Source organism: Cellulosimicrobium sp. GQ32 (assembly GCF_059758455.1).
Genome location: NZ_JCAXEP010000001.1, coordinates 88,346 through 113,773, shown reverse-complemented (window position 1 = coordinate 113,773; position 25,428 = coordinate 88,346). Strand labels below are relative to the sequence as shown.

18 protein-coding genes are annotated in these 25,428 nt (G+C 73.5%); 12 read left to right on the top strand and 6 right to left on the bottom strand.

All coding sequences use genetic code 11. The annotated features are described in order from the left end of the window. Positions 1-283: 283 nt before the first annotated feature. The 4 genes from AC6CH9_RS00455 (at position 284) to AC6CH9_RS00440 (ending at position 5,719) form a co-directional block, all read left to right on the top strand. The gene (locus tag AC6CH9_RS00455; protein WP_498153141.1) at positions 284-1,600 is read left to right on the top strand and encodes an ABC transporter substrate-binding protein; all 1,317 of its coding nucleotides are present in this window, start codon (positions 284-286) and stop codon (positions 1,598-1,600) included. Between the two features lie 108 nt (positions 1,601-1,708). Continuing rightward, positions 1,709-2,713, top strand: a complete 1,005-nt coding sequence (locus AC6CH9_RS00450) for a carbohydrate ABC transporter permease (RefSeq protein WP_498153140.1) — start codon at positions 1,709-1,711, stop codon at positions 2,711-2,713. Position 2,714: 1 nt separating this feature from the next. Further along, positions 2,715-3,608: a carbohydrate ABC transporter permease gene (locus tag AC6CH9_RS00445; protein WP_498153139.1), complete on the top strand. Its 894-nt coding sequence runs from the start codon at positions 2,715-2,717 to the stop codon at positions 3,606-3,608. 137 nt (positions 3,609-3,745) lie between these two features. After that, positions 3,746-5,719, top strand: a complete 1,974-nt coding sequence (locus AC6CH9_RS00440; protein WP_498153138.1) for a glycoside hydrolase family 127 protein — start codon at positions 3,746-3,748, stop codon at positions 5,717-5,719. A 2-nt stretch (positions 5,720-5,721) separates the two neighbouring features. On the opposite strand, the gene AC6CH9_RS00435 is transcribed toward AC6CH9_RS00440, so the two are convergent. Next, entirely contained in the window at positions 5,722-6,651 is a 930-nt protein-coding gene (locus tag AC6CH9_RS00435; RefSeq protein ID WP_498153137.1) for an iron-sulfur binding domain-containing protein, read from the bottom strand. Between the two features lie 204 nt (positions 6,652-6,855). Here AC6CH9_RS00435 and AC6CH9_RS00430 point away from each other — a divergent pair, with 204 nt between their 5' ends. Together AC6CH9_RS00430 and AC6CH9_RS00425 are read left to right on the top strand one after the other, a co-directional pair. Then, positions 6,856-7,647, top strand: a complete 792-nt coding sequence (locus tag AC6CH9_RS00430) for a hypothetical protein (RefSeq protein WP_498153136.1) — start codon at positions 6,856-6,858, stop codon at positions 7,645-7,647. 580 nt (positions 7,648-8,227) lie between these two features. Next, on the top strand, positions 8,228-12,880 hold the full coding sequence (locus AC6CH9_RS00425; RefSeq protein WP_498153135.1) for a galactose-binding domain-containing protein: 4,653 nt from the start codon (positions 8,228-8,230) through the stop codon (positions 12,878-12,880). A gap of 439 nt (positions 12,881-13,319) precedes the next feature. Here the strand turns inward: AC6CH9_RS00425 and AC6CH9_RS00420 are convergent, their stop codons facing one another. The 3 genes from AC6CH9_RS00420 to AC6CH9_RS00410 all read right to left on the bottom strand — a co-directional run bounded on the left by AC6CH9_RS00420 (position 13,320) and on the right by AC6CH9_RS00410 (position 15,777). Then, a complete protein-coding gene (locus AC6CH9_RS00420; RefSeq protein ID WP_498153134.1) occupies positions 13,320-14,042 on the bottom strand; it encodes a class I SAM-dependent methyltransferase in 723 nt (240 codons plus the stop codon). Between the two features lie 43 nt (positions 14,043-14,085). After that, the gene (gene disA, locus AC6CH9_RS00415; protein WP_389279269.1) at positions 14,086-15,171 is read right to left on the bottom strand and encodes a DNA integrity scanning diadenylate cyclase DisA; all 1,086 of its coding nucleotides are present in this window, start codon (positions 15,169-15,171) and stop codon (positions 14,086-14,088) included. A 96-nt stretch (positions 15,172-15,267) separates the two neighbouring features. After that, positions 15,268-15,777 carry a MarR family winged helix-turn-helix transcriptional regulator gene (locus tag AC6CH9_RS00410; protein WP_498153133.1) on the bottom strand — a complete coding sequence of 170 codons (510 nt, stop codon included), beginning with the start codon at positions 15,775-15,777 and terminating at the stop codon, positions 15,268-15,270. A 62-nt stretch (positions 15,778-15,839) separates the two neighbouring features. Between AC6CH9_RS00410 and AC6CH9_RS00405 the strand changes: the two genes are divergently transcribed. Further along, entirely contained in the window at positions 15,840-16,682 is an 843-nt protein-coding gene (locus AC6CH9_RS00405; RefSeq protein ID WP_498153132.1) for an alpha/beta hydrolase, read from the top strand. After that, on the top strand, positions 16,679-17,656 hold the full coding sequence (locus AC6CH9_RS00400) for a COX15/CtaA family protein (protein WP_498153131.1): 978 nt from the start codon (positions 16,679-16,681) through the stop codon (positions 17,654-17,656). Before AC6CH9_RS00405 ends, AC6CH9_RS00400 begins: the two co-directional genes overlap by 4 nt. Positions 17,657-17,661: 5 nt before the next feature. Here the strand turns inward: AC6CH9_RS00400 and AC6CH9_RS00395 are convergent, their stop codons facing one another. Further along, complete coding sequence (locus tag AC6CH9_RS00395) at positions 17,662-18,414, bottom strand: DeoR/GlpR family DNA-binding transcription regulator (protein WP_498153130.1); 753 nt, start codon at positions 18,412-18,414, stop codon at positions 17,662-17,664. A 51-nt stretch (positions 18,415-18,465) separates the two neighbouring features. Here AC6CH9_RS00395 and AC6CH9_RS00390 point away from each other — a divergent pair, with 51 nt between their 5' ends. Together AC6CH9_RS00390 and AC6CH9_RS00385 are read left to right on the top strand one after the other, a co-directional pair. Further along, positions 18,466-18,855, top strand: a complete 390-nt coding sequence (locus tag AC6CH9_RS00390; RefSeq protein WP_498153129.1) for a DUF4406 domain-containing protein — start codon at positions 18,466-18,468, stop codon at positions 18,853-18,855. Then, positions 18,852-19,517: an NUDIX domain-containing protein gene (locus tag AC6CH9_RS00385; protein WP_498153128.1), complete on the top strand. Its 666-nt coding sequence runs from the start codon at positions 18,852-18,854 to the stop codon at positions 19,515-19,517. Before AC6CH9_RS00390 ends, AC6CH9_RS00385 begins: the two co-directional genes overlap by 4 nt. Before the next feature lie 19 nt (positions 19,518-19,536). Here the strand turns inward: AC6CH9_RS00385 and AC6CH9_RS00380 are convergent, their stop codons facing one another. Then, positions 19,537-20,997, bottom strand: coding sequence for a DNA repair protein RadA (locus AC6CH9_RS00380; protein WP_498153127.1), 1,461 nt, complete (start codon positions 20,995-20,997; stop codon positions 19,537-19,539). A gap of 76 nt (positions 20,998-21,073) precedes the next feature. On the opposite strand from AC6CH9_RS00380, the gene AC6CH9_RS00375 reads away from it, so the two are divergent. Beyond that, positions 21,074-21,607, top strand: coding sequence for a potassium channel family protein (locus tag AC6CH9_RS00375; RefSeq protein WP_498153126.1), 534 nt, complete (start codon positions 21,074-21,076; stop codon positions 21,605-21,607). A gap of 521 nt (positions 21,608-22,128) precedes the next feature. Next, a complete protein-coding gene (locus tag AC6CH9_RS00370; protein WP_498153125.1) occupies positions 22,129-25,290 on the top strand; it encodes a family 43 glycosylhydrolase in 3,162 nt (1,053 codons plus the stop codon). The last annotated feature ends 138 nt before the right edge of the window (positions 25,291-25,428 follow it).

Here is a 25,428-nt window from a genome sequence, read left to right as displayed (position 1 = left end):
GACGATCGAGCCGTGATCGAACTGTAACCCGCTGCCGTGCTTGACGAGACTATCGCGCTGCCATACATTCAGAAAACCTTTTCGGTTAGTTTCGGTTCCGACGCACGTCGCGAGCGGGGGGCTCGCGGGCGACGCCAGGACCTCGAACACTAGCCGCCTGAGGGGAGGGTCGGCCACGTGGAGCGCGCCGCAGCGCGACACGGAGACCGAAAACGTGTTCGCCCACAGCGCGGGCACGGGGCGCAGGTGCAACGGCTCGAAGACGAGTACGAGGAGACACGAGATGAAGAACCACCGCGGGGCCTCCTGGAAGAGGTCCGTGGCCACGACGACGCTCGCCGGCCTCGTCGCGCTGGGGCTCGCCGCGTGCGGCGGGTCCGGATCCGGCGGCGGCGACGCCGCGACGGGCGGGACGGGATCCGGCGGCGTCGAGGGCGTCGACGACGGCAGCACGCTCACGCTGTGGACGCGCGCGCCGCTCGAGAAGCAGGCGAACCTCCTCGTGGACGCGTACAACGCGAGCCACGAGAACCAGGTCGAGCTGACGATCGTCCCCAACGACGACTACGTCGCGAAGGTCGGCGCCGCTGCGGGCAGCGGAGGCCTGCCCGACCTGTTCGCGGCCGACATCGTGTACGTGCCGAACTGGGTCGAGCAGGGCCTGTTCCAGGACGTCACCGACCGCATCGACCAGCTCGACTTCGCGGACCAGATCAACCAGGGCCACCTCGAGGCCGGCACCTACGAGGACCAGGAGCACGTCCTCCCGTTCGTGCTCGACGTCTCGGTCCTCTTCTACAACAAGGACCTGTACGAGCAGGCCGGCCTCGACCCGGAGGCCGGGCCGACGTCGCTCGAGGAGTTCGCGGAGCAGGCCAAGGCGGTCGACGCGCTCGGCGGCGGCGTCGACGGCACGTTCTTCGGCGGCAACTGCGGCGGGTGCCTCGTGTTCACGTGGTTCCCGTCGGTCTGGGCCGCGGACGAGGACGTGCTGAGCGCGGACGGCACCGAGTCGCTCCTCGCGAGCGACACCGCGCAGGACGTCTACGCCGTGTACAAGGACCTCGTCGACTCCGACGCCGTGGGCGCCGGCACGCGCGACGAGACCGGCGCGACCTGGGTCGCCCCCTTCCAGGAGGGCAAGATCGGCGTCATGCCGTACCCGGCGACGCTCCTGTCGACGGCGGACGAGACGGTGGACGTCGGCGTCGCGCCGATCCCGGGCCCGGGCGGGGGCGGGTCGACCTTCGTCGGCGGCGACGGCATCGGCATCTCCAAGGACAGCGAGCTCACCGACCAGGCGTGGAACTTCCTCTCCTGGATGATGTCCGAGGAGGCCCAGGTCGAGGTGCTCGCCAAGAACGGCGACGTCGTCTCGCGGGCCGACCTGGTCGACAACGAGTACTCCTCGGCCGACCCGCGCGTCGTGACGATCAACGAGATCGCGAGCAAGGGCCGCACGCCCGTCGCGCGCAACTTCCAGCAGGCGTTCAACGCGCCGAACAGCCCGTGGCTCACGCTCGTGCGCAACGCGGTGTTCGGCGACGGCTCGAGCATCGAGCCGGACAACGAGGAGATCACCGCGGTCCTCTCGCAGTGACCCCCGGGTGACGACCACCCCCGCGTGACCCCAGCGCCCGCCGCCGCGCCCACCGTGCGGCGGCGGGCCGGGTCAGGCTCCCCTCACCCCTGTTCCAGGAGACCTCTCATGTCCGTGCAGTCCGCGTCCTCGACGCCGCCCTCGCCCGTGCCGCACGGCGCGGCGCCGCGGGGTCCCGCCGTGAGCGACGACCGGCCGCCCCGGGGCACCGCGAGCGCAGGGCGCCGCCGTCGTCCGCGCCGCTCGCAGGCGGCCCGCGGGTGGGCCTACGCCGCCCCGACCGCGGTGTTCGTGCTCGTCCTCTTCATCTTCCCCGTGCTGCTGGTGGGCCAGATGTCGGCGTCCGACTGGCCGCTGCTCGCGGGCAACCGGGGCGTCAACTTCCCCGACAACTTCCGCGACGCCGTCGAGAACCGGTTCTTCTGGGACTCCGTCGTCTTCACGGTGAAGTACACCGTGATCGCCACCGTGCTCCTCATCGGCCTGGGGCTCGGGTTCGCGCTCCTCGTCCAGGAGTCGAGCCGGTGGAAGAGCTTCCTGCGCACGTCGATCCTCGTCCCGAGCGCGCTGGGCCTGGCCTCCGCGTCGCTGCTGTTCTACGCGCTGTACTCGCCGCAGGTCGGCCCCGTCTCGCCGCTGCTCGAGCGGCTCGGGATCGTCGACGAGCCGGTGTCGTTCCTCGGGTCGCCCGAGGGCGCGCTGTGGTCGACGGTGTTCCTCATCGTCTGGCGCTTCGCGGGCTTCTACATGCTCCTGCTCATGGTGGGCCTCCAGGGCATCCCGCACGAGGTCTACGAGGCGGCGCGCATGGACGGCGCCAACCGCTGGCAGACGTTCGGCCGCGTGACGCTGCCGCTGCTGCGCCCGTCGCTCGCTCTCTGCACGATCATGTGCGTCACCGGCTCGCTGCTCGCGTTCGACCAGTTCTACATCCTCACCAAGGGCGGTCCGGACAACAGCACGATCACCGTGGTGCAGCTCATCTACAACATCGCCTTCCAGGGGCAGAACGACCTGGGCGTGGCCGCCGCGCTGTCGATCATCGTGCTCGCGGCCCTCGTGCTCATCAACGTCGCGCAGGTCCGTGGCATGCGCGCACCCGAGGAGAAGTGACATGGCCGTCACCGCACCCGCTCCCGCTCCCGCGACGCGCCCGGCGCGACCCGCGCGGCCCGCGCCTCGCGCCCGCATCGCCGGCGTCCTCACACGCACCCCGTACTGGGTGCTGACCGGGGGGCTCGCGATCGTCTTCCTCTTCCCGCTCGTGTGGGCCGGGGTGGCGTCGTTCTCCCCGCAGCCGGGCAGCGCCCAGGTGGACGGCTGGGGGTTCGGCAACTACGCGACCCTCGCGAGCTACCAGGCGGGGATCGGGCAGTACCTGTGGAACTCCGTCGTCGTCTCGGGGCTCACGGTGCTCTTCACGCTCGGGGTGTCGCTGCTGGGCGGGTTCGCGTTCGCGCGGTTCCGGTTCCCCGGCCGCGACGTGCTCTTCCTCGTGACGCTCGCGATCCTCATGGTCCCGTACGCGACCCTGCTCATCCCGCTCTACGTGCTGCTCAACACGCTGCACCTGCAGAACTCGCTGCTCGGCCTCGCGCTCGTGCTCACGATGTTCCAGCTCCCGTTCGCGACGTTCATGATGCGCATCTCGTTCGAGTCGGTGCCGCGCGAGCTCGACGAGGCCGCGATGGTCGACGGGTGCTCGTCGTTCGGGGCGCTGCGCCGGGTGCTCGTCCCCGCCGTGAAGCCGGGCCTCATCACCGTGGGCCTGTTCGCGTTCCTCGCGGCCTGGAACGACTTCGTCGCGCCGCTCATCCTCATCACCGACTCGACCAAGGCGCCGCTGCCGCTCGCGGTGGCCAACATGCGCCAGCAGGTCATGGGCATCGTCGACTACGGCGCGACCCAGGCAGGCGTCGTCGTGCTCGCCGCGCCGTGCGTGGTGCTGTTCCTGCTGCTCCAGCGCCACTACGTGCGCGGCTTCATGTCCGGGGCGCTGAAGGGATGACGACGCACGCCCCTCTCCCGCCCCCTCGGCCCGCCGGGGCGACGCCGTCCGGCGCTGCCGACGACCAGCCCCACGAACGACCCGACGTACGACCCGACGAACCACGAGGCGGCGCCGCCGCCTCCGGAGGTGCTGCCATGACCACGACCCCGACCGTGCCCCGGACGACCGGGACCGGCGCCCGCCCGACCGACGGAGGACGCCCGGTGGTCCCCGCGACGGGGCGGCTGCAGCCGCTCGGGCTCGCGCAGGTGCGCATCACGGGCGGGTTCTGGGCCGAGCGCCAGGAGGTCAACCGCGCCGCGACCCTGGGTCACATCGAGCACTGGCTCGAGGCCGAGGGCTGGCTGCCCAACTTCGACGCCGTCGTGCGCGGCGACGTCGCGACGACCCGGCGGGGCCGGGAGTTCAGCGACTCCGAGGTGTACAAGCTGCTCGAGGCGATGGCGTGGGAGCTCGGCCGTCGCCCCGACGACGCGCTCGAGCGCCGGTTCGCCGCGATCGTGCAGCGGGTCGCGGCGGCGCAGGCACCGGACGGCTACCTGTGCACGCGGTTCGGCAACCCGGGCCAGCCGGCGCGGTACACCGATCTCGAGTGGGGCCACGAGCTGTACGTGCAGGGCCACCTCCTGCAGGCGGCCGTCGCACGGGCGCGCACCGGGCACCCGGACGACCTCCTCGTCGAGGTCGCGCGCCGCTCCGCCGACCACGTGTGCGAGGCGTTCGGCCCGGACGGCATCCAGGGGGTCTGCGGGCACGCCGAGGTCGAGGTGGCGCTCGCGGAGCTGGGACGCGCGCTCGACGAGCCCCGGTACGTGCAGCAGGCGGCCCTCTTCGTCGAGCGGCGCGGGCACGGGACGCTCGCGGACATCGAGTGGGGCCGCTCCTACTACCAGGACGACGTCCCGGTGCGGGAGGCCACCGTGTTCCGGGGCCACGCGGTCCGGGCGAACTACCTCGCCGCCGGTGCGGTCGACGTCGCGGTCGAGACCGGCGACGACGAGCTCGTCGCCGCGGTCGCGCGGCAGTGGGAGCGCACGCAGGCCGCGCGCACCTACGTCACGGGGGGGCAGGGCTCGCACCACCAGGACGAGGCGTTCGGCGAGGACTTCGTCCTGCCGCCCGACCGCGCCTACTCGGAGACGTGCGCGTCGATCGGGTCCGTGATGGTCGCGTGGCGCCTCCTGCTCGCGCAGGGCGACCCGCGGTACGCGGACGTGGTCGAGCGCACGCTGTTCAACGTCGTCGCGACGTCGCCCGCGCACGACGGCCGCGCCTTCTACTACGCGAACACGCTCCACCAGCGCGTCCCGGGCGAGCCCGCCGCGCCGGACCAGGTGAGCAAGCGCGCCGAGTCGTCGCTGCGCGCGCCGTGGTTCGAGGTGTCGTGCTGCCCGCCCAACGTCGCACGCACGTTCGCGAGCCTCGCCGGGTACCTCGCCACCGTCGACGACGGCGGCGTGCAGCTCCACCAGTACGCCACGAGCGAGGTCCGCGCGACGCTGCCGTCCGGGGAGCCCGTCGCGCTCGACGTCGAGACCGGCTACCCCGCGGACGGGCGCGTGCGGGTGCGCGTCGTCGAGGCTCCCGAGCGCTGGGCGCTCACGCTGCGCGTGCCCGCGTGGTCGGGCTCGGGGCTGCTCGTGGTCGACGACGGCCCGGCCCGCCAGGTGCCCGCGGGCACGGTCGCGGTGCCCGACCTGCGCGCGGGGAGCGTCGTCACGCTCGACCTCGACGTCGCGCCCCGGTTCCTCGTGCCCGACGAGCGCGTGGACGCCGTGCGCGGGTGCGTCGCCGTCCAGCGCGGCCCCGAGGTCCTGTGCGTGGAGTCCGTCGACCTGCCCGGCGGGCGCGACGTCGCCGACCTGCGCGTCGACGTCGCCGTGCCGCCGCGCGAGGAGGACGGGCGCGTCGTCGTGCGGGGCCTGCTCGTGGACCCGACGACGGCCCCGTGGCCGTACACGCCGCTCCGCGGCGGGGCGCCCGGGCGGACCGGGTCCGTCCCGGTCGAGGTGCCGGCGGAGGTCTCCGTCGACGTCCGGCTCGTGCCGTACCACGACTGGGCCGGGCGCGGCCCGTCGACGATGCGCGTCTGGCTGCCGACCGTCTGACGTCAGGCGGGGAGCCGGTAGAGGTCGTCCACCTGCTCGACGAGCCCGTCCTCGACGAGGCTCGCGACGCAGCGGTCGAGCTGCGCGGCGTCGTGCCACACCGCGGCCACGACGCCGCGCGGCACCGGGCCCGGCGCCTCGCGCAGCGTGGCCATGACCCTGCCCCGCACCTGGCGGTCGGTGCCCGCCCACGCCTGCGTGCGCCGGCGTGCCGCGTGCTCGTCGCCCGGCCGCCCGGCGCGGCGCCACGCGCACGCGTCGCGCACGGGGCACGCGCCGCAGCGCGGCGCCCTGGCCGTGCACACGAGCGCGCCCAGCTCCATCGACGCGGCGGCCCACAGCACGGCGTCCTCGTCGCCGGGCGGGGCGACCGTCGCGGCGGTCGCGCGCTCGGCAGCCGTGTACGACGGCGCGGGCAGCGCGGTCCCGCCGACGGCCCGCGCCAGGACGCGGCGCACGTTCGTGTCGACGACGACCGCGCGCCGCCCGTGCGCGAACGCGGTCACCGCTGCGGCGGTGTACTCGCCGACGCCCGGCAGGGCGCGCAGCGCCTCCTCTCCGAGCGGCACCTCGCCGTCGTGCCGCTCGACGATCGTGCGGGCGCACTCCTGGAGGCGCAGCGCGCGGCGCGGGTAGCCGAGCCGACCCCACGCGCGCAGCACGTCGGCCGTCGGCGCCGCCGCCAGGTCGGCCGGCTCCGGCCAGCGCGCCATCCACTCCCGCCACGCCGGCTCGACCCGGATCACCGGCGTCTGCTGGAGCATGACCTCGCTCACGAGCACGCCCCAGGGCGTACGATCCGCGGCGCGCCAGGGCAGGTCGCGGGCGGTCTCCCTGAACCAGCGCCCCACGGCGCCGCGCAGGTCGGCGTGGGCGTCCGGTGCCGGGTCGGTCACGGGTGCGCGGACCGGGCGCGCGGTCGGGGCGGTCATGGCGGCGGTCGTCCCTCTCGGTCGTGGGGTGCGTCCCCTGACGACGTGTCGGCGAGCGGTCGCGCCGAACGTGACCCGGTGCCGGCGCAGGTCGGGGAGACCCATTCTGCCCCGACCTGGGCGGTCGTCGGCGCGGCAGCACGAGGCCGGGCCCGGGCGCGGATACCGTGGTCGCGACCAGCACCTGCACCACCGGAGGACCCCGTGAGCACGCCGCGGACCGACCGCGCCCCGAGGCCGAGCTCTCGCGCCGGGGCGGGCAGCAGGCCCTCGCGCGGGGCCCTGCTCCGCCGCCGCCTCCTCGCGCTCGCCCTGCTCGTCGGTCTGGTGGTCGGGCTCGTGCTGCTCGGGCAGGTCGTCGTGCGGGCGGTGCAGCCGATGCTCGCCGGGGACGAGTCGGCGCAGGAGGGCAAGTCCCCGCCGCCGACCCCGGAGGCCGCCGGACCGCCGCAGGACTGCACGGCCGCGTCCCTCGAGCTGGGCGTCACGACGAGCGCGGCGGAGTACGAGCCGGGCCGCGCCGTCCAGCTCAGCGTCACGCTCCGGCAGTCCGGCGGCCGGCCGTGCCTCGTCGACGGCTCCGACGCCGGGCGGCAGGTGCAGATCTACTCCGGCGACGAGCTCGTGTGGTCGTCCGCGCACTGCGGCTCGACGGAGCGGCTGCTCCTCATGAGCACCGGCGACGAGGACCCGTCGAAGCTCGTCCGCTGGGACCGGCACCGCTCGGTCGAGGGCTGCGCACCCGACCAGCCGGAGGTGGGGCCCGGGACGTACACCGCGGTCCTGAGCGTCGCGGGCGTCGAGGGGGCGACGAGCGAGCCGGTGACGTTCACGCTCCTCGAGCCGCCCGCACCCACGCCCGACCCCGCGGAGCCCACCGCCCCGGCCGACGGGACGGCACCCGCGGACGGCGCGACGCCGCCCGACGACGGGAGCACCCCGCCCGTCGAGGAGACCGACCCGGCGGAGGCGACGCCGCCCGCCGACGGCGCGTAGCGGTCGTCTGCACGAGGCGGCCGCGCCCCCGGGTGCTCCTCTCCCGCGTGGGCAGACCCGTCGTCCCGGACCCGACGACCAGGATCGATCATCGAGGGCAGCGGCCCGCCAACGTCGCGCGCACGCGCAATGAAACCCATGAGTTCTGACTTTCGGGATGCTGTGGCGCGTCTCATCGTTCCTGGGTGTGAGACGGCGTCGCACCTTCCATAGGCTCTGCAACCGCAACGAGTCCGTCCGATCAAGAGTGCGACCGTCGGTCTGCACAGCCCGCAAAGTCGAGACCGAAAACCATTGCGGTCTGCGATGTGCGCTGGTTGACTGGCTCGCATCTGGCGACCTCACCGCGGAGGGAGCCGGGGCCGACGGCCCCGGTCACCACCGGCCCGCGGGGCGGCGCGAGCCGGCACGACGATCAGGGTCACGCGTCCCGCAGCGGGGCGGGCGGACGAGGCAGTCCACCCGCGCGACGCGAGGCCCCGCCGTCGTCCCGAAACCTGTTCCGGTTCCCGATGGAGAGGACTTGGTGATGTCGGGGAGAGCGTGGAGAAGGGTCGTCGCCTCGGCGATGACAGGTGCGATGGCCGCCACCGGCGTCGCACTGGCACCGGCGGCGCAGGCCGACGTGGTGCCGGGCAACGAGGGTGACGTCGGTGTCTACACCGACGGCACGACGGACTCGATGGACATCGGTGACCCGGTCTACACGAACCTGGACCAGGTCGCCGCCGCCCTCGAGCCGGGGGTCCCGTGGACCGCGGGCTCGATGCACGGGTCGATCTTCGAGAAGGACCTGGCGGCGGGCGGCACCGACTACTACCTCGACCGCGTGCTCGGGGTGAGCGGGACGGCGAACAACAGCGTGCTCCAGACGCGCGGCCGGTCGCTGTACCTGCGCGGCAACAGCAACTGGGCGGTCATGGGGTTCGCGGGCTCTGCGTTCGCGGGCGGGCCGAACAACCTCGGCAACCTCTACACCGTGACCGTGCCCGGGCAGACGATCACCGAGGTCGGGGCACAGCGCTTCAACGCGCCCAGCCACGCGACGGCGCGCTACACGGTCGGGTCGACCGGGGTCACCGCCGACCTCAAGAAGCTCATCACGTACGACAACGTGGCGCTGTCGGCGATCACGTTCACCAACTCCGGCGCGAGCGACGTGACGTTCACGGTCCGTGCGGCGTCGCCGCTCGCGACGACGTCGACGGACTCCGCCGACGAGCTCACCGGGACCCGGACCCTGACGAGCGGGTCGAACAACGGCCTCGTGGACACGCCGTGGTCCGACGTCACGATCGGGCTCAAGGCGCCCGGGTTCGAGCGCGTCGGCACCAACCTCGACCGCGAGGTCACGGTCCCCGCGGGCGGATCGGTCGACCTGTCCGTGCTGGGTGTGCTGTCCAGCGACACGCTCCCGGAGTCGGTCGAGAGCTTCCACGAGTACGCCGAGCTGTCCCCGGCGGACGCGTTCCGCACCGGCGTCACGACGTTCAACCGCCAGTGGGCCCAGGACATCCCGTACATCGACGTGCCCGACGACGCGATCGAGAAGGCGATCGTCTACCGCTGGTGGGGCGAGCGGTACAACAGCCTGGACGCGAACGAGCCGGGCTACGTGTACCAGTACCCGACGACGATCGAGGGCGTGAACCTCTACCAGAACTCGGTGGCGCTCACGCAGCCCATGCACCTCCAGGACACCAAGTGGATCCGCAACCCGTACCTGGGCTACGGGCAGATCCTCAACATCGGCGAGCTGTCCGGGTCGTCCGCGTTCCTCGACAGCCCGGGCCACACGAGCTGGAACAACCACTACTCGCAGTACCTCGGCACCGCGGGCCTCGAGGCGTACAACGTGCACGGCGGCGGTCCGGCGGTCGCCGAGCGCTTCGCGACGTACTTCGAGGGCGACGGCGTCGGGCAGCTCGAGCACTACGACGGCAACGACGACAAGCTCATCGCCTACGACACCAACTACATGCCCGGCAACGACTCCGACGCGATCAGCTTCGGCTACCCCAAGGTGAACGCCGGGGCGCCGGGCGCGCGGACGATCGAGCGCCCGGAGTCCGCGTACGTGTGGGGCGCGTTCGACGCCGCGCGCCAGCTCTACGCGATGGCGGGGGCGGACCCGGAGAAGGTCGCGGAGATGGGGCAGACCGCGGACGAGATCCGTGACGCGATCCTCGGTCGTCTCTGGAGCGAGGAGACGCGCATGTTCCTCGCGGGGACGTCGCACGGCGCGACGTCGGGCGGGAGCCAGAACCCGCTGAGCCAGGCCGAGCGCGACCTCATCCCGGCGAAGGAGTCGAACCTCTACGACATCTACGCCGAGAACCTCATCCCGGTCGAGGACGCCGAGAAGTACGTCGACGGGTTCCGCTTCCTGCGGTACGGGGACAACTTCCCGATCTTCCCGTTCTACACGGCCAACCAGTACGACCGGGCCAAGTACGGCATCGGGGGGTCGAACAACTTCTCCAACATCAACTTCACGGTCCAGTACCGCGGTGTGCGGTCCGCGCTGCGGCACTACGACCCGGACCACACGTACGTCACGCCCGAGTACGCAGCCAAGCTCCTCGACTGGATGGCGTGGAGCATCTACCCGAACGGCAACGCGCTCGTCCCCAACCAGGCCGAGTACTACTCGAACTGGAACGCGAGCACCCAGACGTTCAACCGCAACAACCCGAACCACGTGATGCTCGGCAACATGAACTACATCTACGTCGAGGACATGGGCGGCATCCAGCCGCGGTCCGACGACAAGATCGAGCTCTGGCCGATCGACCTCGGGTACGACCACTTCATGGTCAACAACCTGCGATACCACGGCAAGGACGTCACGATCGTCTGGGACGAGGACGGCTCGCACTACGGGCTGGGCGAGGGCTACAGCCTGTTCGTCGACGGGGAGCGCAAGGCCGCGGCCGACGCGCTCGGCCGGTTCGTCTACGACCCCACCGCGAACGAGGTCGTCGAGTCCGACGAGGGCCTCGCGGTCCAGGTCGTCGCGGACGAGGGTGCCGACCTGCCGACGGCGGTCGACACCCCGATCGAGGACGAGCGTGTCGTCTCCTACCTGAAGACCGCGGGCATCGACCTCACCGAGGGCGCAGACAACCTCGCGCGCGGCGCCGAGCTGTCGTCGTCGGCCACCCAGCAGGGCGCGCGCCCGACGCCGTGGCGCCAGTTCCACACGCCGGGCTGGAGCACGGGCTCCATGAACTACACGCCGGGGGCGATCCAGGAGACCGAGCGACCCGTGTCCCTCGCCGCGGTCACCGACGGCACGACGGTCAACGAGCCGTACTGGGGCAACTACGGCACCGAGGGCAGCACCGGCTACGTCGAGCTCGACCTCGGTGAGCCCACGACGTTCGACAACGTCAAGGTCTGGTTCGTCAGCGACCGGCAGGCGGGCGGGTACCGCGAGCCGCTGCGGTACTCGATCCAGGTGCCCGACGGCTCGGGCGGATGGACCACGGTGCCGGACGCGTTCAAGGCCCCGAAGATCCCCGGGCCCAAGTTCAACGAGGCGCTCTTCGAGGCCGTGACCACGGACACGGTCCGCGTCGCGTTCACGAACACCCCGTCGTACTGGACCGCCATCTCGGAGATCCAGGTCTTCGACTCGGGCCGCGACGTGCCCGAGGTCGTCAACGACGCCCCGACCGTCACGGTGAACGTCGACCGGTCGAAGGACGGCAACCTGTCCACGACGCTCGTCGGCACCGTGACCGACGACGGCATCCCCGAGGACGGGGCGCTCACCTCCGGGTGGTCGACGGTCTCCGCGCCCGAGGGCGCGAGCGTGATCTTCGGCGACGCCGACGCGCTGACCACCACGGTCACGGGCACGGCCGCGGGGGAGTACACCTTCCGCCTCACCGCGTCCGACGGCGAGCTCACGACCGAGCGCGACGTCGAGGTCGAGCTCACCGAGAAGGCGACGTCGGCCGAGTTCGGGGCGCTCGCGACGATCACGACGAGCGGGTCGGCGTCGTGGGAGAACCCGCTGCGCGTGAACGAGCCCTCGACGCCCGCGAGCTCGAACCCCGGCGCGGGCAACGGCTGGGGCACGTGGGGCCAGCCCGCGAACGGCACGAGCGCGCAGACCGCCGCGTGGATCCGGTACGCGTGGGAGTCCCCGGTGCTCGTCGCGTCGACGGACATCTACTGGTACGACGACAACGGCGGGACGCGCATGCCGCGCGCGGACACCTACACGGTCGAGTACTCGCAGAACGGCACGGACTGGACACCCGTCACCCTGACCGAGGGCTCGACGTACGCGGGCGCGCTCCAGCGCAACGCGTACAACCACCTGGAGTTCGAGCCCGTCGAGGCCAGCTACCTGCGCGTCCGCATCACCGGCGTGCAGACCGGCGGCGCCGGCACCGGCGTCCTGCGGTGGCGGGTCAACGGAGACACCGTGGACTCCGTCGCGAGCCCGGTTATCCTGCGCACCGTCACGGGCGAGGTGCCCGAGCTGCCGACGTCGCTCGACGTCGTCTACTCGAGCGGCCGCCGCGGCGCGGTCGACTTCACCTGGCAGCCCATCACGCCGGCCATGGTGGCGGAGACCAACGTCGAGCCGTTCACGGTCTACGGCACCAACACGACCTACGGCCTCATCGCCGAGGCGCAGGTGTACGTGCGGCCGGAGAGCTCGCAGGGCGGCATCTCGATCCAGGGCGCCGAGCAGTTCGAGCAGAGCGTGGACGTCGGCGAGCAGCCGTGGCTGCCGACCAAGGTCCTCGTCTCGTACAACGACGGCTCGCGCGACAACCAGGCGATCGGGGTCGAGTGGGACTACGACGAGTCCGTCGTCGAGACGCCCGGTGTGTACGTGATCCAGGGCGACCTCGTCCTCCCGGACTACGTGAGCACCGCCGGCACCACGACGACGACGCTCACCCTGACCGTGGGCGACGGCGTCCCCGCCGGTCCGGCGGTCACCGTCACGGCCCAGACCCGCTGCCTCGCCGGCAAGGTCTACGTCGCGGTCCGCGCGCAGAACGACGACGAGGTGCCGCTCACGGTCCGCCTCGACACGCCGTTCGGCACCAAGACCGTCAACGGCGTCGAGCCCGGCAAGAACGCCTACCAGTCGTTCGCGTCGCGGGCGACGTCGGTCGAGGCCGGCGAGGTCACGGTCGTGGCCACCGACGCCGAGGGGAGGTCGACGACCGTCACCGCGCAGTACGACGCCGCCACCTGCGGCTGACCGCAGCTCGCGTCGCACGCCCGTCTCGCCCCGGTCCGTCCCCACGGACCGGGGCGAGACCCGTCTGCGTGAAGGAGAACCCTGGTCTGCCGAGGTAGAGCCGTGGTTGCGCGAGGTAGAGCCGTGGTTGCGCGAGGTAGAGCCGTGGTTCTTTGCTCGACGGCGCGTGGTTGCGTTGGGTGGTCGGGGTGGGTGGTGGTGCCGCGTCTACCATCCGCCGCTCGTTCCTCGCGGCTCCCGCCAGGCCCGCCACGACGCGGCACCACCACCCACCCCGCCCGGCGTCGTCCCACGTTGGTCTGCGCGCACCCGGGCGACTGCCCGCGTGGTGGGGTTCGTCTCGGCCCCCGCCCCGAGCGCCGAGTCCATCCGCGCCGCGCACCCGACCAGGTGGGTCTGAGACCTGACCACGGTTCTCCCTCGGCGGGTCGGGAGTGCGTCAGCGGCGGGCCAGGGCCCAGCGGAAGGCGTTGCGCAGGAGGTAGAAGCCGTCGGTGCGGCGGAAGGGGCGGGCGGCGGCGAGGACGTCGGGGCGGAGCTCGGCGCGCAGGTCGTCCGACTCGCCGAACATGATCGCGGCGACGACCTCGTCCGCGTCGCCGAGCAGCATCGGGGCGTCCGCGAGCCCCTCCGCCACGACGGTGAAGCCGTGCTCGGCGAGGAGCGTGCCGAGATGGCCCTCCTCGCGGCTCTCGTCGCTCGGCTCGTGGTCCTCCCCGGCGACTGCTCGCTCGAGAGCGGTGAGGTCGTTGAGGTCGTCCTCGGCCCAGGTCGCGACGGCGACCAGCTCGCCGACGCGACGGCACTCGCTCAGGGTCTGGGCGACGTCGGTGAACGCGAGGGCGTTGACGAGCGTCACGAGGTCGAACGCGTCGTCGGGCCACGGGAGGCGCTCCGCCTGGGCGACGCGCAGGTCCGCGTCCGGGCCGACCCGGCGCGCGACGTCGATCATCCCGGCCGCGGCGTCGCAGCCTGCCGCGTCCGCGCCACGGGAGAGGGCCATGGCGACGAGCTCGCCGGTGCCGCACCCGACGTCGAGCACGCGGGAGCCGGGACCGACGTTCGCGGCGTCGAGGATCGCCTGCTGCGCCGGGGCCGCCGCGGGCGCCCACCAGCGCGCCCAGGCGTCGGCCAGTGCCGACCACTCGTCGACGTGGTCCACGGTCCCCCTCCGTGCGGGCTCGTCGGTCGGACGGTCAGGTGGATCAGACGTAGCGCTCGAGGATGCTCGACTCCGCGAGCCGCGAGAGGCCCTCGCGCACGGCGCGGGCCCGCTGCTCGCCCACGCCGTCGACCGTCATGAGGTCGTCGATGCTCGCCGCGAGGAGCTTCTGCAGGCCGCCGAAGTGCGCGACGAGGCGGTCGATGATCGTGGCGGGCAGGCGGGGGACCTTCGAGAGGAGGCGGTACCCGTGGGGCGCGACGGCGGCGTCGAGCGCGTCGCCGCCGCCCGGGAGATCGAGCACGCGGCCGATCTGGCCGAGGTCGAGGAGCTGGGTCGAGTCCAGGCCGCCGAGGGCCTTCTGCACCTCCGCGAGCGAGCGGTCCTTGCGGCCCAGGTCGACGTAGTCCCGGATGACGAACTCGCGGTCCGAGCCGATGCCGCCGATGAGCTCGTCGAGCTGGAGCGCGAGGAGGCGGCCGTCGGTGCCGAGCTCGATGACGTACCCGGCGATCTCCTCGGAGATGCGGGCGACCATCTCGAGACGCTGCACGACGGCGCACACGTCCCGGACGGTGACGAGGTCCTCGATCTCGAGCGCGGACAGCGTGCCGGACACCTCGTCGAGGCGGGCGCGGTAGCGCTCGAGCGTCGCGAGCGCCTGGTTGGCGCGCGACAGGATCGTGTCGGAGTCCTCGAGGACGTGGCGCTGGCCGCCGACGTACAGGGCGACGATCCGCATCGACTGGCTCACCGAGATGACGGGGAAGCCGCTCTGCTTGGCGACGCGCTCCGCGGTGCGGTGCCGCGTCCCGGACTCGGTCGTCTCGATCGTCGGGTCCGGCAGGAGCTGCACGGCTGCGCGCAGGATGCGGTTGGCGTCGCGGTCGAGCACGACGGCGCCGTCCATCTTGGACAGCTCGCGCAGGCGCGTCGCGGAGAAGCCGACGTCGAGCACGAACCCGCCCGAGCACATCTCCTCGACGACCTTGTCCAGGCCGAGCACGATCAGCGCACCCGTCCGACCGCGGAGGATGCGCTCGAGACCGTCGCGGAGCTCGGTCCCGGGTGCCACGGCGGCAAGGGTCTCCCGGAGCATCTCGTCGGGGTGCGCGGGGGAGTTGGCCACGGAGGAATCCTACGCTGTGAGCCTTCTTTCACCCCCGGGAACCCGCGGCAGCGGGCCACAATCCGGTCACGATCCGGTCTCGACGTGTCCGGCGGGCTAGCGCCCGCGCCGTCCGGGGCCACCGGCGGGGGCGGGGGACGCCGGGGCGTCGTCCGGCGCGGCCGCGTAGGAGCGGTAGGCGGACGTCACCGCGCGCAGGTACGCGGCGATCACCTGCTGCTGCGCGGGCGAGAAGCCGTCGGCGGCGGAGTCCAGGGAACGCCGGAGCGGGTCGAGCTCGGCACGGACGCGCGACCGGGCGGCGGCGGTGGGCTCGAGGCGGTACCGGCGTCGGTCCGTCTCGTCCCGGACGCGTTCGAGGTGCCCGGCGCGCGCGAGCCGGTCCACGACCTCGGTGGCCGACGAGCGGGTGACGGCGAGCCGTGCGCCGAGCTCCCCGGGGCCGAGGGGCTGGTCGGCCAGTGCGACGTGCTCGAGGGCGGCGGCGTCCGTGGCGCTCATCCGCAGCCGGTGCGCCAGGGCGGACGTGGCCTCGCCGATCGCGTCCTGGAGGTCCCGGAGCAGGTGGACCGACAACGCCGGCCCGGCGTCGGGGTGCTGGCTCATCGGATCCCTCCCAGCGCTAGATGCTACGGTAACCGTACCATCTAGCCTTCCCGGAGTCGCCCATGCCCTCCCCGCTCGCGCCCCCGGCGCAGCACGCCCTCGACGACGACGCCCCGCTGCCGGACCGTTCCCCCGCCACGCCACCCGCACCCCGGCGGTCGCGGGTCCGCCGCGTGCTCGTCACGGTCGCGCTCGCGCTGCTCGGCCTCCTCGTCGTCGCGGTCGGGGCCTTCCTCGTGTGGGCCGACGACACCTTCGCCGCCGAGCCGGCGGGTCTCGCCGCCGTGCAGGAGGACCCGCGCGTCCGCCTGGACGACCGCGGCGACGCCGTCGTCCTGCGCCCCGCGGGGGAGAGCGACGGCAGCGGTCTCGTGTTCCTCGCCGGGGCCAAGGTCGAGCCGCAGGCGTACGTGGCGACGTTCCAGGAGGTCGCCGCGCAGGGCACGACGGTCGTCCTCGTCGAGCCGTTCCTCCACCTCGCGCTGCTGGAGCGCCGGCCGTTCGAGGCGTTCGCGGCGCTCGCCCCCGAGGTCGACGCCTGGGCCGTGGGCGGGCACAGCATGGGCGGCGTCCGGGCGTGCACGTACGCCGAGTCGGACGAGGTGCGCGCCCTCGTCCTGCTCGCGTCGTACTGCTCGCTCGGCGACCTCTCCGGCCGCTCCGACCTGGCCGCCCTCACCGTGACGGGCACGCGGGACGGGCTCGTCGACGAGGAGTCGATCACCTCGTCGCTGGCGCTCATGCCGCCCGGCGCCGAGCGCGTGCGCATCGACGGCGCGACGCACGCTCAGTTCGGCGACTACGGGGCGCAGCCGGGCGACGGGACGCCCACGATCTCGGACGACGAGGCGCGGGAGCGCATCACCGAGGCGCTCGTGCCGTTCCTGGGCGCGGTGGGCCGATGAGTGCGGACCAGCGGTCGGCCGACCGGGCGGACGTCGGGGAGCCCGTGCTGCGGCGGTGGTGGCGACGGCTGCCCGACCGGCTGGACCGGAGGGTCGTCGTGGCGGCGTGGGTCTCCTTCGCCGTCCAGGTGCTCCTCGTCGCGACCGGCGGAGCCGTCCGGCTGACGTCGTCGGGCCTGGGCTGCCCGACGTGGCCCCTGTGCACGTCCGACTCGCTCGTGAGCACGCCGGAGATGGGCGTCCACGGGCTCATCGAGTTCGGCAACCGCACGCTGGCGGGGGTCGTCGGCGTCGCCGCGGTGGTCGTGCTGCTCCTGGTCGTCCGGGTGCGGCACGAGCGCCGGGACCTCGCGCTGCTCGCGGGCACGGTCGTGCTGGGCGTCGTGGCCCAGGCGCTCGTGGGCGGGGTGACCGTGCTCACCGGGCTCAACCCGTTCGTCGTCGGCTTCCACTACGTCGCCTCGGTCGCCCTCGCGTGCGTGTGCGCGGCGTTCCTCGTCCGCCTCCGGGTCGTCCCCGCGGACGACGGGACCGACCGCGCGCCCGCGGCGTTCCGGGTGGCGACCGCCGTCCTCGTGACGACGGCGGTCGTGACCATCCTCCTCGGCGTCCTCACCACGGGCGCGGGGCCGCACTCGGGTGACCAGCAGGCGGGCCGCAACGGGTTCGACGCGACGCTCCTGCAGCACGTGCACGCCTGGCCGAGCTACGCGCTCGTGGCCCTCACGGTCGCGCTCACCGTCGTGGCGTGGGGGCGCCGCATGCCGGTCCGGGTCTGGCTCCTCGCGCTCCTCGCGCTGGAGGGCGTCCAGGTGCTGCTGGGGCTCTACCAGGCGCGCCACGGGCTGCCCGTCGTCGCGGTCGGTGCCCACATGGTGCTCGCCGTGCTGCTCGCGGCCGCGACGACGGTCGTCGCGCTGTGCGTCGCGGGATACGGCCCGGGTCCGCGACGTGCACGTTCCTGCACGTTCTGACGTCGTCAGGCGGGGAGTACGCGCACCTGTTCACGGAGCGCGCGCACGACGTCCGACGCGGGGTCGGCGTCCGTGACGACACCGGCGACGTCGTCGAACCCGACCACGCGGAACGGCGACGCCGCCCCGACCTTCTCCGACGAGCCCAGCACGTACGTCTCGGCCGCGCGCGCGGCGAGGGCCCGCTTCGTCGCGGCCTCGTCCGGGTCGCCCGTGGTGAGGCCCGCGTCGGGGTGGATGCCGGTGACGCCGAGCAGGAACAGGTCGGCCGACACCTGCTGCGCGGCTTCGACCGTCGCCGCCCCGCTGGTCACCGCCGAGTGCTTGAAGAGCCTGCCGCCGAGGACGATCACGTCGGCGACCGGGTGCTCGACGAGCGCCGTCGCGACCGTCGGGCTGTGCGTCACGACCGTGCAGCGCAGGTCCGGGGGGAGAGCCGCCGCGACGGCGAGGGCCGTCGTCCCGCCGTCGAGGATGACGGTGCTCCCGGGGTCGATCAGGCGGACCGCGGCCGCCGCCACCCGCTCCTTGCCCGCGACGGCGACCTGCCGGCGTCCCGCGTAGTCGGCGACCGCCGGCGAGACCGGCAGCGCCCCGCCGTACACGCGCTGGCAGAGCCCCTCGGCGGCCAGCTCGCGCAGGTCCCGACGGATGCTGTCCTCGGAGAGCCCGAGCTCCGCCGCTGCGGTCTTCGCGACGATCTTGCCGTCACGGCGGAGGGTCGCGAGCAACAGGTCTCGTCTCTCGGCGGCCAGCATGCTTCTCCTTGTTCATTCTTGATCGTGCACGTTCATGCCTATTCTAGAGGCATGAACCGACCCCTGCTCGTCCTCATCGCCGGCCCCTACCGCTCCGGGACCGACGGCGACCACGCCGCCATGGAGGCCAACCTGCGCCGTCTCGAGGAGGCGGCCTGGCCTGTCTTCGCCGCGGGGCACGTCCCCCTGATCGGCGAGTGGGTGGCGTTGCCCGTCCTCCGCTCGGCGGGCGCCACGGTGGACGACGACCTGGCGGCCGACGTGCTGTACCCGACCGCGCAGCGCCTCCTGGAGCACTGCGACGCGGTGCTGCGCCTGCCCGGCGAGTCGGCGGGGGCCGACCAGGACGTCGCGATCGCCACGGCCCGTGGCCTCCCCGTCTACCACGACGTCTCCGAGCTGCCCCGCCGCGACGAGATCTCTGCCGCGAGCGCCCGGTGAGCGGCGTCCCCGGGGTCGACGTCCCCGACCACCGCGGCCGCACGGGACTCGACCGGGCCGGTCGCGGGCTGCGGCGCAACCCGGACGTCGTCGTCCGCGACGTCGAGCTCACGTCGCAGGGATGGCACGTGCTGCGCCGCACGACCTTCGACCTCCGGCGCCGGGACGGGCGCTGGCAGACGCTCCAGCGCGAGACGTACGACCGCGGGGACGGCGCGACGATCCTGCTCCACGACGCCGCACGGTCGACCGTCCTGCTCACGCGGCAGTTCCGGTTCCCGGCCTACGTCAACGACCACGCGGACGGGATGCTCCTCGAGACGGCCGCCGGCCTGCTGGACGACGACGACCCCGAGACGGCGATCCGGCGCGAGGTCGCCGAGGAGCTGGGGGTGACCGTCGGGCCGGTCTCACGCGTCTTCACCGCCTACATGAGCCCGGGCTCCGTCACCGAGAAGGTGCACTTCTTCGCGGCGCCGTACACGCCGCTCGACCGCACGGGGACGGGCGGAGGCGTGGCGGCCGAGGGCGAGGACATCGAGGTCGTCGAGCTCGCGCTCGACGACGCGCTGGCGATGATCGGCGACGGCCGCATCGTCGACGGCAAGACCATCATGCTGCTCCAGTGGTGGGCCCTCGCCGGCGGAGGGTCGTCCGGCTGACCCTCCGCCGGCCGCGCCCTCAGGTCCGCGCGAGCTCGACGGCCTCGCCGAGGTGACGCGCGGGGAGGATCGTCATGCCCTCCACGGGGCGCGGGAACGACCCGCGCGGCACGACGGCGCGCGTGAAGCCGAGGCGGGCGGCCTCGGCCAGGCGGCGGTCGAGGCCCGTGACGGGGCGGATGTCTCCCGCGAGACCGACCTCGCCGAACGCCACGGTGCCCTGCGGCAGCGCCTCGTCCTCGCGCGCGGAGAGCACGGCGAGCGCGATCGACAGGTCCGCGGCGGGCTCGGTGACCTTGGCGCCGCCGACGGTCGACGCGTACACGTCCTGGTCGACCAGACGCACGCCCGCGTGGCGGTGCATGACCGCGAGGATCATCGCGAGGCGGCTGGAGTCCACGCCGCTCGTGGTCCGGCGCGGGTTGGTCAGGGAGCTCGGCACCACGAGCGACTGGATCTCGAGCGCGAGCGGGCGCCGCCCCTCGAGCGTGACGGTGACGCACGTGCCGGGCGACCCGGCGCCGGTGTGCGAGAGGAACAGCCCGCTCGGGTCGGCGAGCCCGACGATCCCGTTCTCCGTGAGGTCGAAGCAGCCGACCTCGTCCGTCGGGCCGTAGCGGTTCTTCACGGCGCGCACGAGCCGCAGGCGCGAGTGCCGGTCGCCCTCGAACTGGCACACCACGTCGACGAGGTGCTCGAGCGTGCGCGGCCCGGCGACCGAGCCGTCCTTGGTGACGTGCCCCACGAGGATCACGGGCAGGTCGCGGGCCTTCGCCGCCGCGATGAGCGACGCCGCGACCTCGCGCACCTGGCTCACGCCGCCCGGCGCGCCCTCGACCTGGGCGGAGGCGATGGTCTGCACGGAGTCCACGACGAGCAGGTCGGGCTCGGTCGCCTCGATGTGCCCGAGGACCGTCGCGAGGTCCGTCTCGGACGCCAGGAGAAGGCCGGGCGCGAGGGCGCCGACGCGCTCGGCGCGCAGCCGCACCTGCCCCGCCGACTCCTCGCCCGTGATGTACAGGACGCGCCGCGGCGTCGGGGCCGGACGGGCGCTCTCGGCCGCGCGCTCGCCGACCGGGCGCACCGTCGGCAGGTCCGACCCGCCGGCCGCGACGTTGCTCGCGACCGCGAGGAGCAGGGTCGACTTGCCGACCCCCGGCTCGCCGGCGAGCAGCACCACGGCGCCCGGCACGATGCCGCCGCCGAGCACGCGGTCGAACTCCGACACGCCCGTGGGGGTGGCGCGCGCCGCCTCGACGCTGATCTCCCCGATGGGTCGTGCGGGAGAGCGGGTCGGCGTGACCGCGGTGGTGCGCGGGCCGGAGGCCGCCGGGGCGTCCTCGGTCACCGTGCCCCACTCCTGGCACTCCCCGCAGCGCCCCACCCACTTGGCCGTGGTCCAGCCGCACTCGGAGCAGCGGTAGGCGGGGCGGGAGCGCTTGGCAGCCGCGGAGCGGGCCGCGGTGGTCGACGACGTCACGCGCCCAACCTAGCCACGACCGCCGACACCGGCGCGACGCCGCGACGGGAACGCCCTCGCGCGGGATGCTGGGCGCATGCGCAGGCTCCCGCACGACAGCCCGTGGTGGACGCTCATCCTCACGGTCGCCTCCACGACGGCGTGCCTCACGGTCTACTACGGGATCCCGCTGCCGACCGACGAGGCCCCCGAGGTCGTCCAGCTCGTGGTGTTCGCCGTCGGGCTGGCCCTGCTGTGCGCGCTCCTCGTGGTCCAGGTGCGCCGCCAGCTCCGTGCCTGGGGGACGCCGAGCGTCCGGGTCCAGTCGGTGATGGGGCTGCTCCTCCCGGTCGTCACGTTCTTCGCGCTCGCCTACTACCTCATGGCCGACCAGTTCGTCGGCATCGAGAACCGCACGGACGCGCTGTACTTCGCCGTGGTGACGCTCGGGACCGTCGGGTACGGCGACGTCCACCCGGTCGGCGAGGCGGCGAAGATCGTGGCGATGATCCAGATCGTGCTCGACCTCGTCGTGGTCGGCGTGCTCGTGTCCATCGCCACGTCGCGCGCCCGCGCACGCGCGGAACGGCACCGCGAGCACGGGCCGCAGTCCGAAAACCGGGTCGGCTGAGTTTCCTCTTCTACGTCGCGGCCACGACCTGGCCGCGACGCTCTTCTGCGCGCCATCTCGCGGTTTCTCGTCGTCCCAGGGGTAAGAGCGCACGGAGCGCTGCGCCCCGAGAGCGGACTCAAGACCGAAAACCATTGCGATGTACTTTCTGCGTGTGGCAGGGTCGGCACCGGACGACCGGCTCGACGACGAGAGGTGCACGCCCGTGACGACGCGAGCGCGACGACGGTCCGCACGCCGCGACGCTGAGGTGCGCGGCGCCGTCGGGCCAACCCGTCACGACCGCCACGACGCGCCTGACGAGGTGCCGCGACGACGGTGCCACGACGACGGCGGTGACGCGTCCGACCCCCGTTCGCGGGGGCGTCACCGCCGGCCGGACGCGCGCCCGGCCGCCCTGCCCGCCGGCACGGGCTCCACGACCGTGCGCCCCGGGGGCCGAGGGAACTCCCGGGGCGCACGACCTCACGCACGACCCGCTGGTCCGCGCAGCGCGCGGCCGACCGTCAGGAGAGCAGGCCATGACCGACAGACCGACCACCCGACCGTCGCGCGGCCGGAGCCCGGCCCGGGCCGCGCTCGCGGGCGTGCTCAGCGCGGGGCTCGCGCTCACCGGGCTCACGGCGACCGCAGGCCCGGCCGCCGCCGCGGACCCGTACACCTTCACGAGCACCGAGAACCCGATCCTCGGTGACGGGAGCTACTACTCGGCCGACCCCGCGCCGCTCGTCGTCCCGGCGGGCGCGCCGGGCAACGCCACGGGCGAGGACCAGCTGTACATCTACACGGGCCACGACGAGGCCGGCCCGACGCGCAACGACTTCGTCATGAACGAGTGGGGCGCGTTCGTGACGAGCGACGTGGACGCGGGGGAGTGGACGCACCACCCGTCGCTCATGCGGCCCGAGGACGTGTTCGACTGGGCGACGCCGGGCCGCGCGTACGCGGGTCAGGTCGTCCAGGGCGTCGACGGGCGCTACTACTGGTACGTCCCGGTGCACGAGGCGAACAGCCCGGCGAGCGACGCCTTCGGCATCGGCGTGGCGGTGTCCGAGACCCCGACGGGCCCGTGGACCGACCACGTCGGCGCGCCGATCATCTCCCAGCGCGTCCCCACGCCGAACACGATCCACAACATCGACCCCACGATCCTGGTCGACGGCGAGGGCGACGACGCCCGCGTCTACGTCTGGTGGGGCAGCTTCTCGAACCTGCGCATGCTCGAGCTCGCGCGGGACATGAAGACCCCGGTCGGTCAGGTCCGCACGGTCACCGGTCTCACCGGCTTCTTCGAGGCCGCGTGGGCGTTCGAGCGCGACGGGACGTACTACATGGCGTACGCGGGGAACAACGCCGGGCCGACGTCGTCGTGCACCCCGGCGAACTACCACGCGTGCATCGCGTACGGCACGGCGACCTCGCCCGAGGGGCCGTGGACGTACCGCGGCACGGTCCTCGCACCGGTCTCCTCGACGACGAGCCACCCGGGCATCCTCGAGCTCGACGGCGAGTGGTGGATCGCGTACCACACGGCCGACGCCGAGGGCGGCAACCACTTCCGCCGCTCGGTCGCGATCGACCGTGTCGAGTGGGACGACACGCAGTCGCCGCCCCGCATGAAGCCCGTCGTCACGACACCGGCGAAGGTCAGGGACACGACGCCGCGCGCGAACGTCGCGCAGGAGGCGACGGTCACGGTCTCGAACGAGCCCGTGCCGACGCAGTACTGGAAGAAGGCGCTCAACGACGAGGTCGTGCGGCCCAACCCGCTGCCTCCGGACATGTGGGGCACGTGGACGGGGAACAACCCGCCGCAGCAGTGGGTCCAGTACACGTGGGACCGGCCGATGCGCCTCGCCGGCTCGCAGATCGAGTTCTGGAACGACCAGCCGCAGGGCACGGGCGTCGGCGTCGCGGCCCCCGCGTCGTGGCGCATCCAGTACTGGGACGCGTCCGACGGCGGCGCGTGGGTCGACGTGCCGAACCCCAGCGCCTACGGCACGGGGACGAGCGGGTTCCAGGACACGACCTTCGACCCGGTCACGACGACGCAGGTGCGCGCGGTCCTCGACGCCTCGACGAACGGCAGCACGTACTCGGCGGTGGCCGTCGAGGAGTGGAAGGTCCTCGCCGAGCAGCCCGCCGCTATCGACCCGCCCGGGGTGACGGTGGAGGTGGGCGAGTCCGCCCTGCCCGGCACGGTCCCGGTGACCTTCGGGGGCGGCGAGACGCTCCAGGTCCCCGCCTTCTGGGACGAGGTCACCGCCGCCGACGTCGCCGCCCCCGGCACCTTCTCGGTCGAGGGGTCCGTGCTCGGCTACGCGGGTGGTCGCGTGAGCGCAGAGGTCACCGTGATCCCCGCCGAGGCGGCGGAGGGGGACGGCACGGCGCCGACCGCCACCCTCACGCCGCTCGGCAGCGCGGGCAGCGACGGTTGGTTCCGCTCCGACGTCCGGGTCCGGGTCGACGGAGCCGACGACTCGGGCGGGCGTGTGGTCCTCACCACGCGTGTGGACGACGGCGCCCCGGTCAGCACGGAGCCCACGCGGACCACGGAGGTCGCCGTGACGGGCGACGGCGAGCACCGCGTCCTCGCGACGGCCGCAGACCGAGCGGGCAACGTCTCGGCGGAGGCGGCGCTCGACGTCCGGATCGACCGGGTGGCGCCCGTCAGCACGGGCGTGCTCGACGAGGCCGCGCGGACGGTGACGGTCACCGCGACCGACACGACCTCCGGGGTCGAGCGCGTCGAGTACGCGATCGGCACCGGGGAGTGGCGGGCGTACGACGGCCCGGTGGCCGCCCCGGACACGAGCCAGCACCGGGTGTCGTTCCGCGCGGTCGACGCCGCGGGCAACGCCGAGACGCCGAAGGCCGTCACGATCCCGGCGGACATCTCGGGCCCGCTCACCGGGAACGTCGCGCCGATCGCGACGGTGAGCGCGTCGTACACCGCCGGGTGGAACAGCGTCGGGGCGCTCCACGACGGCGCCGACCCGGCGAACCCGAGCCAGGCCCAGATCTGGGGCACCTGGTTGGGTACCCGGCCCGCGACCCAGTGGGTGCGGTACGACTGGTCGCGACCGATCCGCCTCACGGGCGCCGAGCTGAAGTTCTGGCGGGACTCGGACCCCGGCAGCGGCGACGGCGTCGTCCGTCCCGACTCCTGGGTGCTCGAGTACTGGGACGAGGCGGCGCAGGCGTGGGTCCCGGTGGCGAACCCCTCCGGATACGGCACGAGCACGACCGCGTTCAACACCGTGACGTTCGACCCGGTCACCACGTCGCGGCTGCGCGCGACCTTCGCGGCGAACGGCGACGGGACGACCTACTCCGCGGTGGCGGTCACCGAGTGGCGGGCGTTCGCGGACGACCCGGGCACGGGCGAGCCCGAGCTGCCCGTCACCGTCACCGCGCAGGCGCGCTGCCTGGCCGGGAAGGCCTACGTCGCCGTGGTCGCCACCCACGGTCACGACGCCCCGGTCGACCTGGTGCTCGAGACGCCGTACGGCTCGCGGTCGTTCCCGGCGGTCCTCCCCGGGAAGAGCGCCTACCAGTCGTTCGCGGTCCGCGCGGCGGCGGTCGAGGCGGGCCCCGTCGTGGTGCGTGCCACGAGCACCGTCGACGGCGTCGAGGTCACGACGGAGACAGAGGCGGAGCACGCCGCGCTGGGCTGCGGGTGACGACCCTGCCGCCCCTCGGAGGATGACGGGCGGGTGAACCGCCGACGCGTGCCCGACACCCCGCACGAGCGCGGGGGGTCGGGCACGCGCGCGTCCTACGCTTGGCCGCAGAGCCCGGGCCTGCGAGGACCCGGCCCG

What these genes read in the sequence shown, in the direction of transcription:
- AC6CH9_RS00370 (WP_498153125.1), top strand. Translation starts at nt 22,129, where the DNA reads ATGACCGACAGACCGACCACCCGACCGTCGCGCGGCCGGAGCCCGGCC.
- AC6CH9_RS00425 (WP_498153135.1), top strand. Translation starts at nt 8,228, where the DNA reads ATGGCCGCCACCGGCGTCGCACTGGCACCGGCGGCGCAGGCCGACGTG.
- AC6CH9_RS00455 (WP_498153141.1), top strand. Translation starts at nt 284, where the DNA reads ATGAAGAACCACCGCGGGGCCTCCTGGAAGAGGTCCGTGGCCACGACG.
- AC6CH9_RS00395 (WP_498153130.1), bottom strand. Translation starts at nt 18,414, where the DNA reads ATGCTGGCCGCCGAGAGACGAGACCTGTTGCTCGCGACCCTCCGCCGT.
- AC6CH9_RS00410 (WP_498153133.1), bottom strand. Translation starts at nt 15,777, where the DNA reads ATGAGCCAGCACCCCGACGCCGGGCCGGCGTTGTCGGTCCACCTGCTC.
- AC6CH9_RS00405 (WP_498153132.1), top strand. Translation starts at nt 15,840, where the DNA reads ATGCCCTCCCCGCTCGCGCCCCCGGCGCAGCACGCCCTCGACGACGAC.
- AC6CH9_RS00390 (WP_498153129.1), top strand. Translation starts at nt 18,466, where the DNA reads ATGAACCGACCCCTGCTCGTCCTCATCGCCGGCCCCTACCGCTCCGGG.
- AC6CH9_RS00440 (WP_498153138.1), top strand. Translation starts at nt 3,746, where the DNA reads ATGACCACGACCCCGACCGTGCCCCGGACGACCGGGACCGGCGCCCGC.
- AC6CH9_RS00450 (WP_498153140.1), top strand. Translation starts at nt 1,709, where the DNA reads ATGTCCGTGCAGTCCGCGTCCTCGACGCCGCCCTCGCCCGTGCCGCAC.
- AC6CH9_RS00435 (WP_498153137.1), bottom strand. Translation starts at nt 6,651, where the DNA reads ATGACCGCCCCGACCGCGCGCCCGGTCCGCGCACCCGTGACCGACCCG.
- AC6CH9_RS00400 (WP_498153131.1), top strand. Translation starts at nt 16,679, where the DNA reads ATGAGTGCGGACCAGCGGTCGGCCGACCGGGCGGACGTCGGGGAGCCC.
- AC6CH9_RS00375 (WP_498153126.1), top strand. Translation starts at nt 21,074, where the DNA reads ATGCGCAGGCTCCCGCACGACAGCCCGTGGTGGACGCTCATCCTCACG.
- AC6CH9_RS00445 (WP_498153139.1), top strand. Translation starts at nt 2,715, where the DNA reads ATGGCCGTCACCGCACCCGCTCCCGCTCCCGCGACGCGCCCGGCGCGA.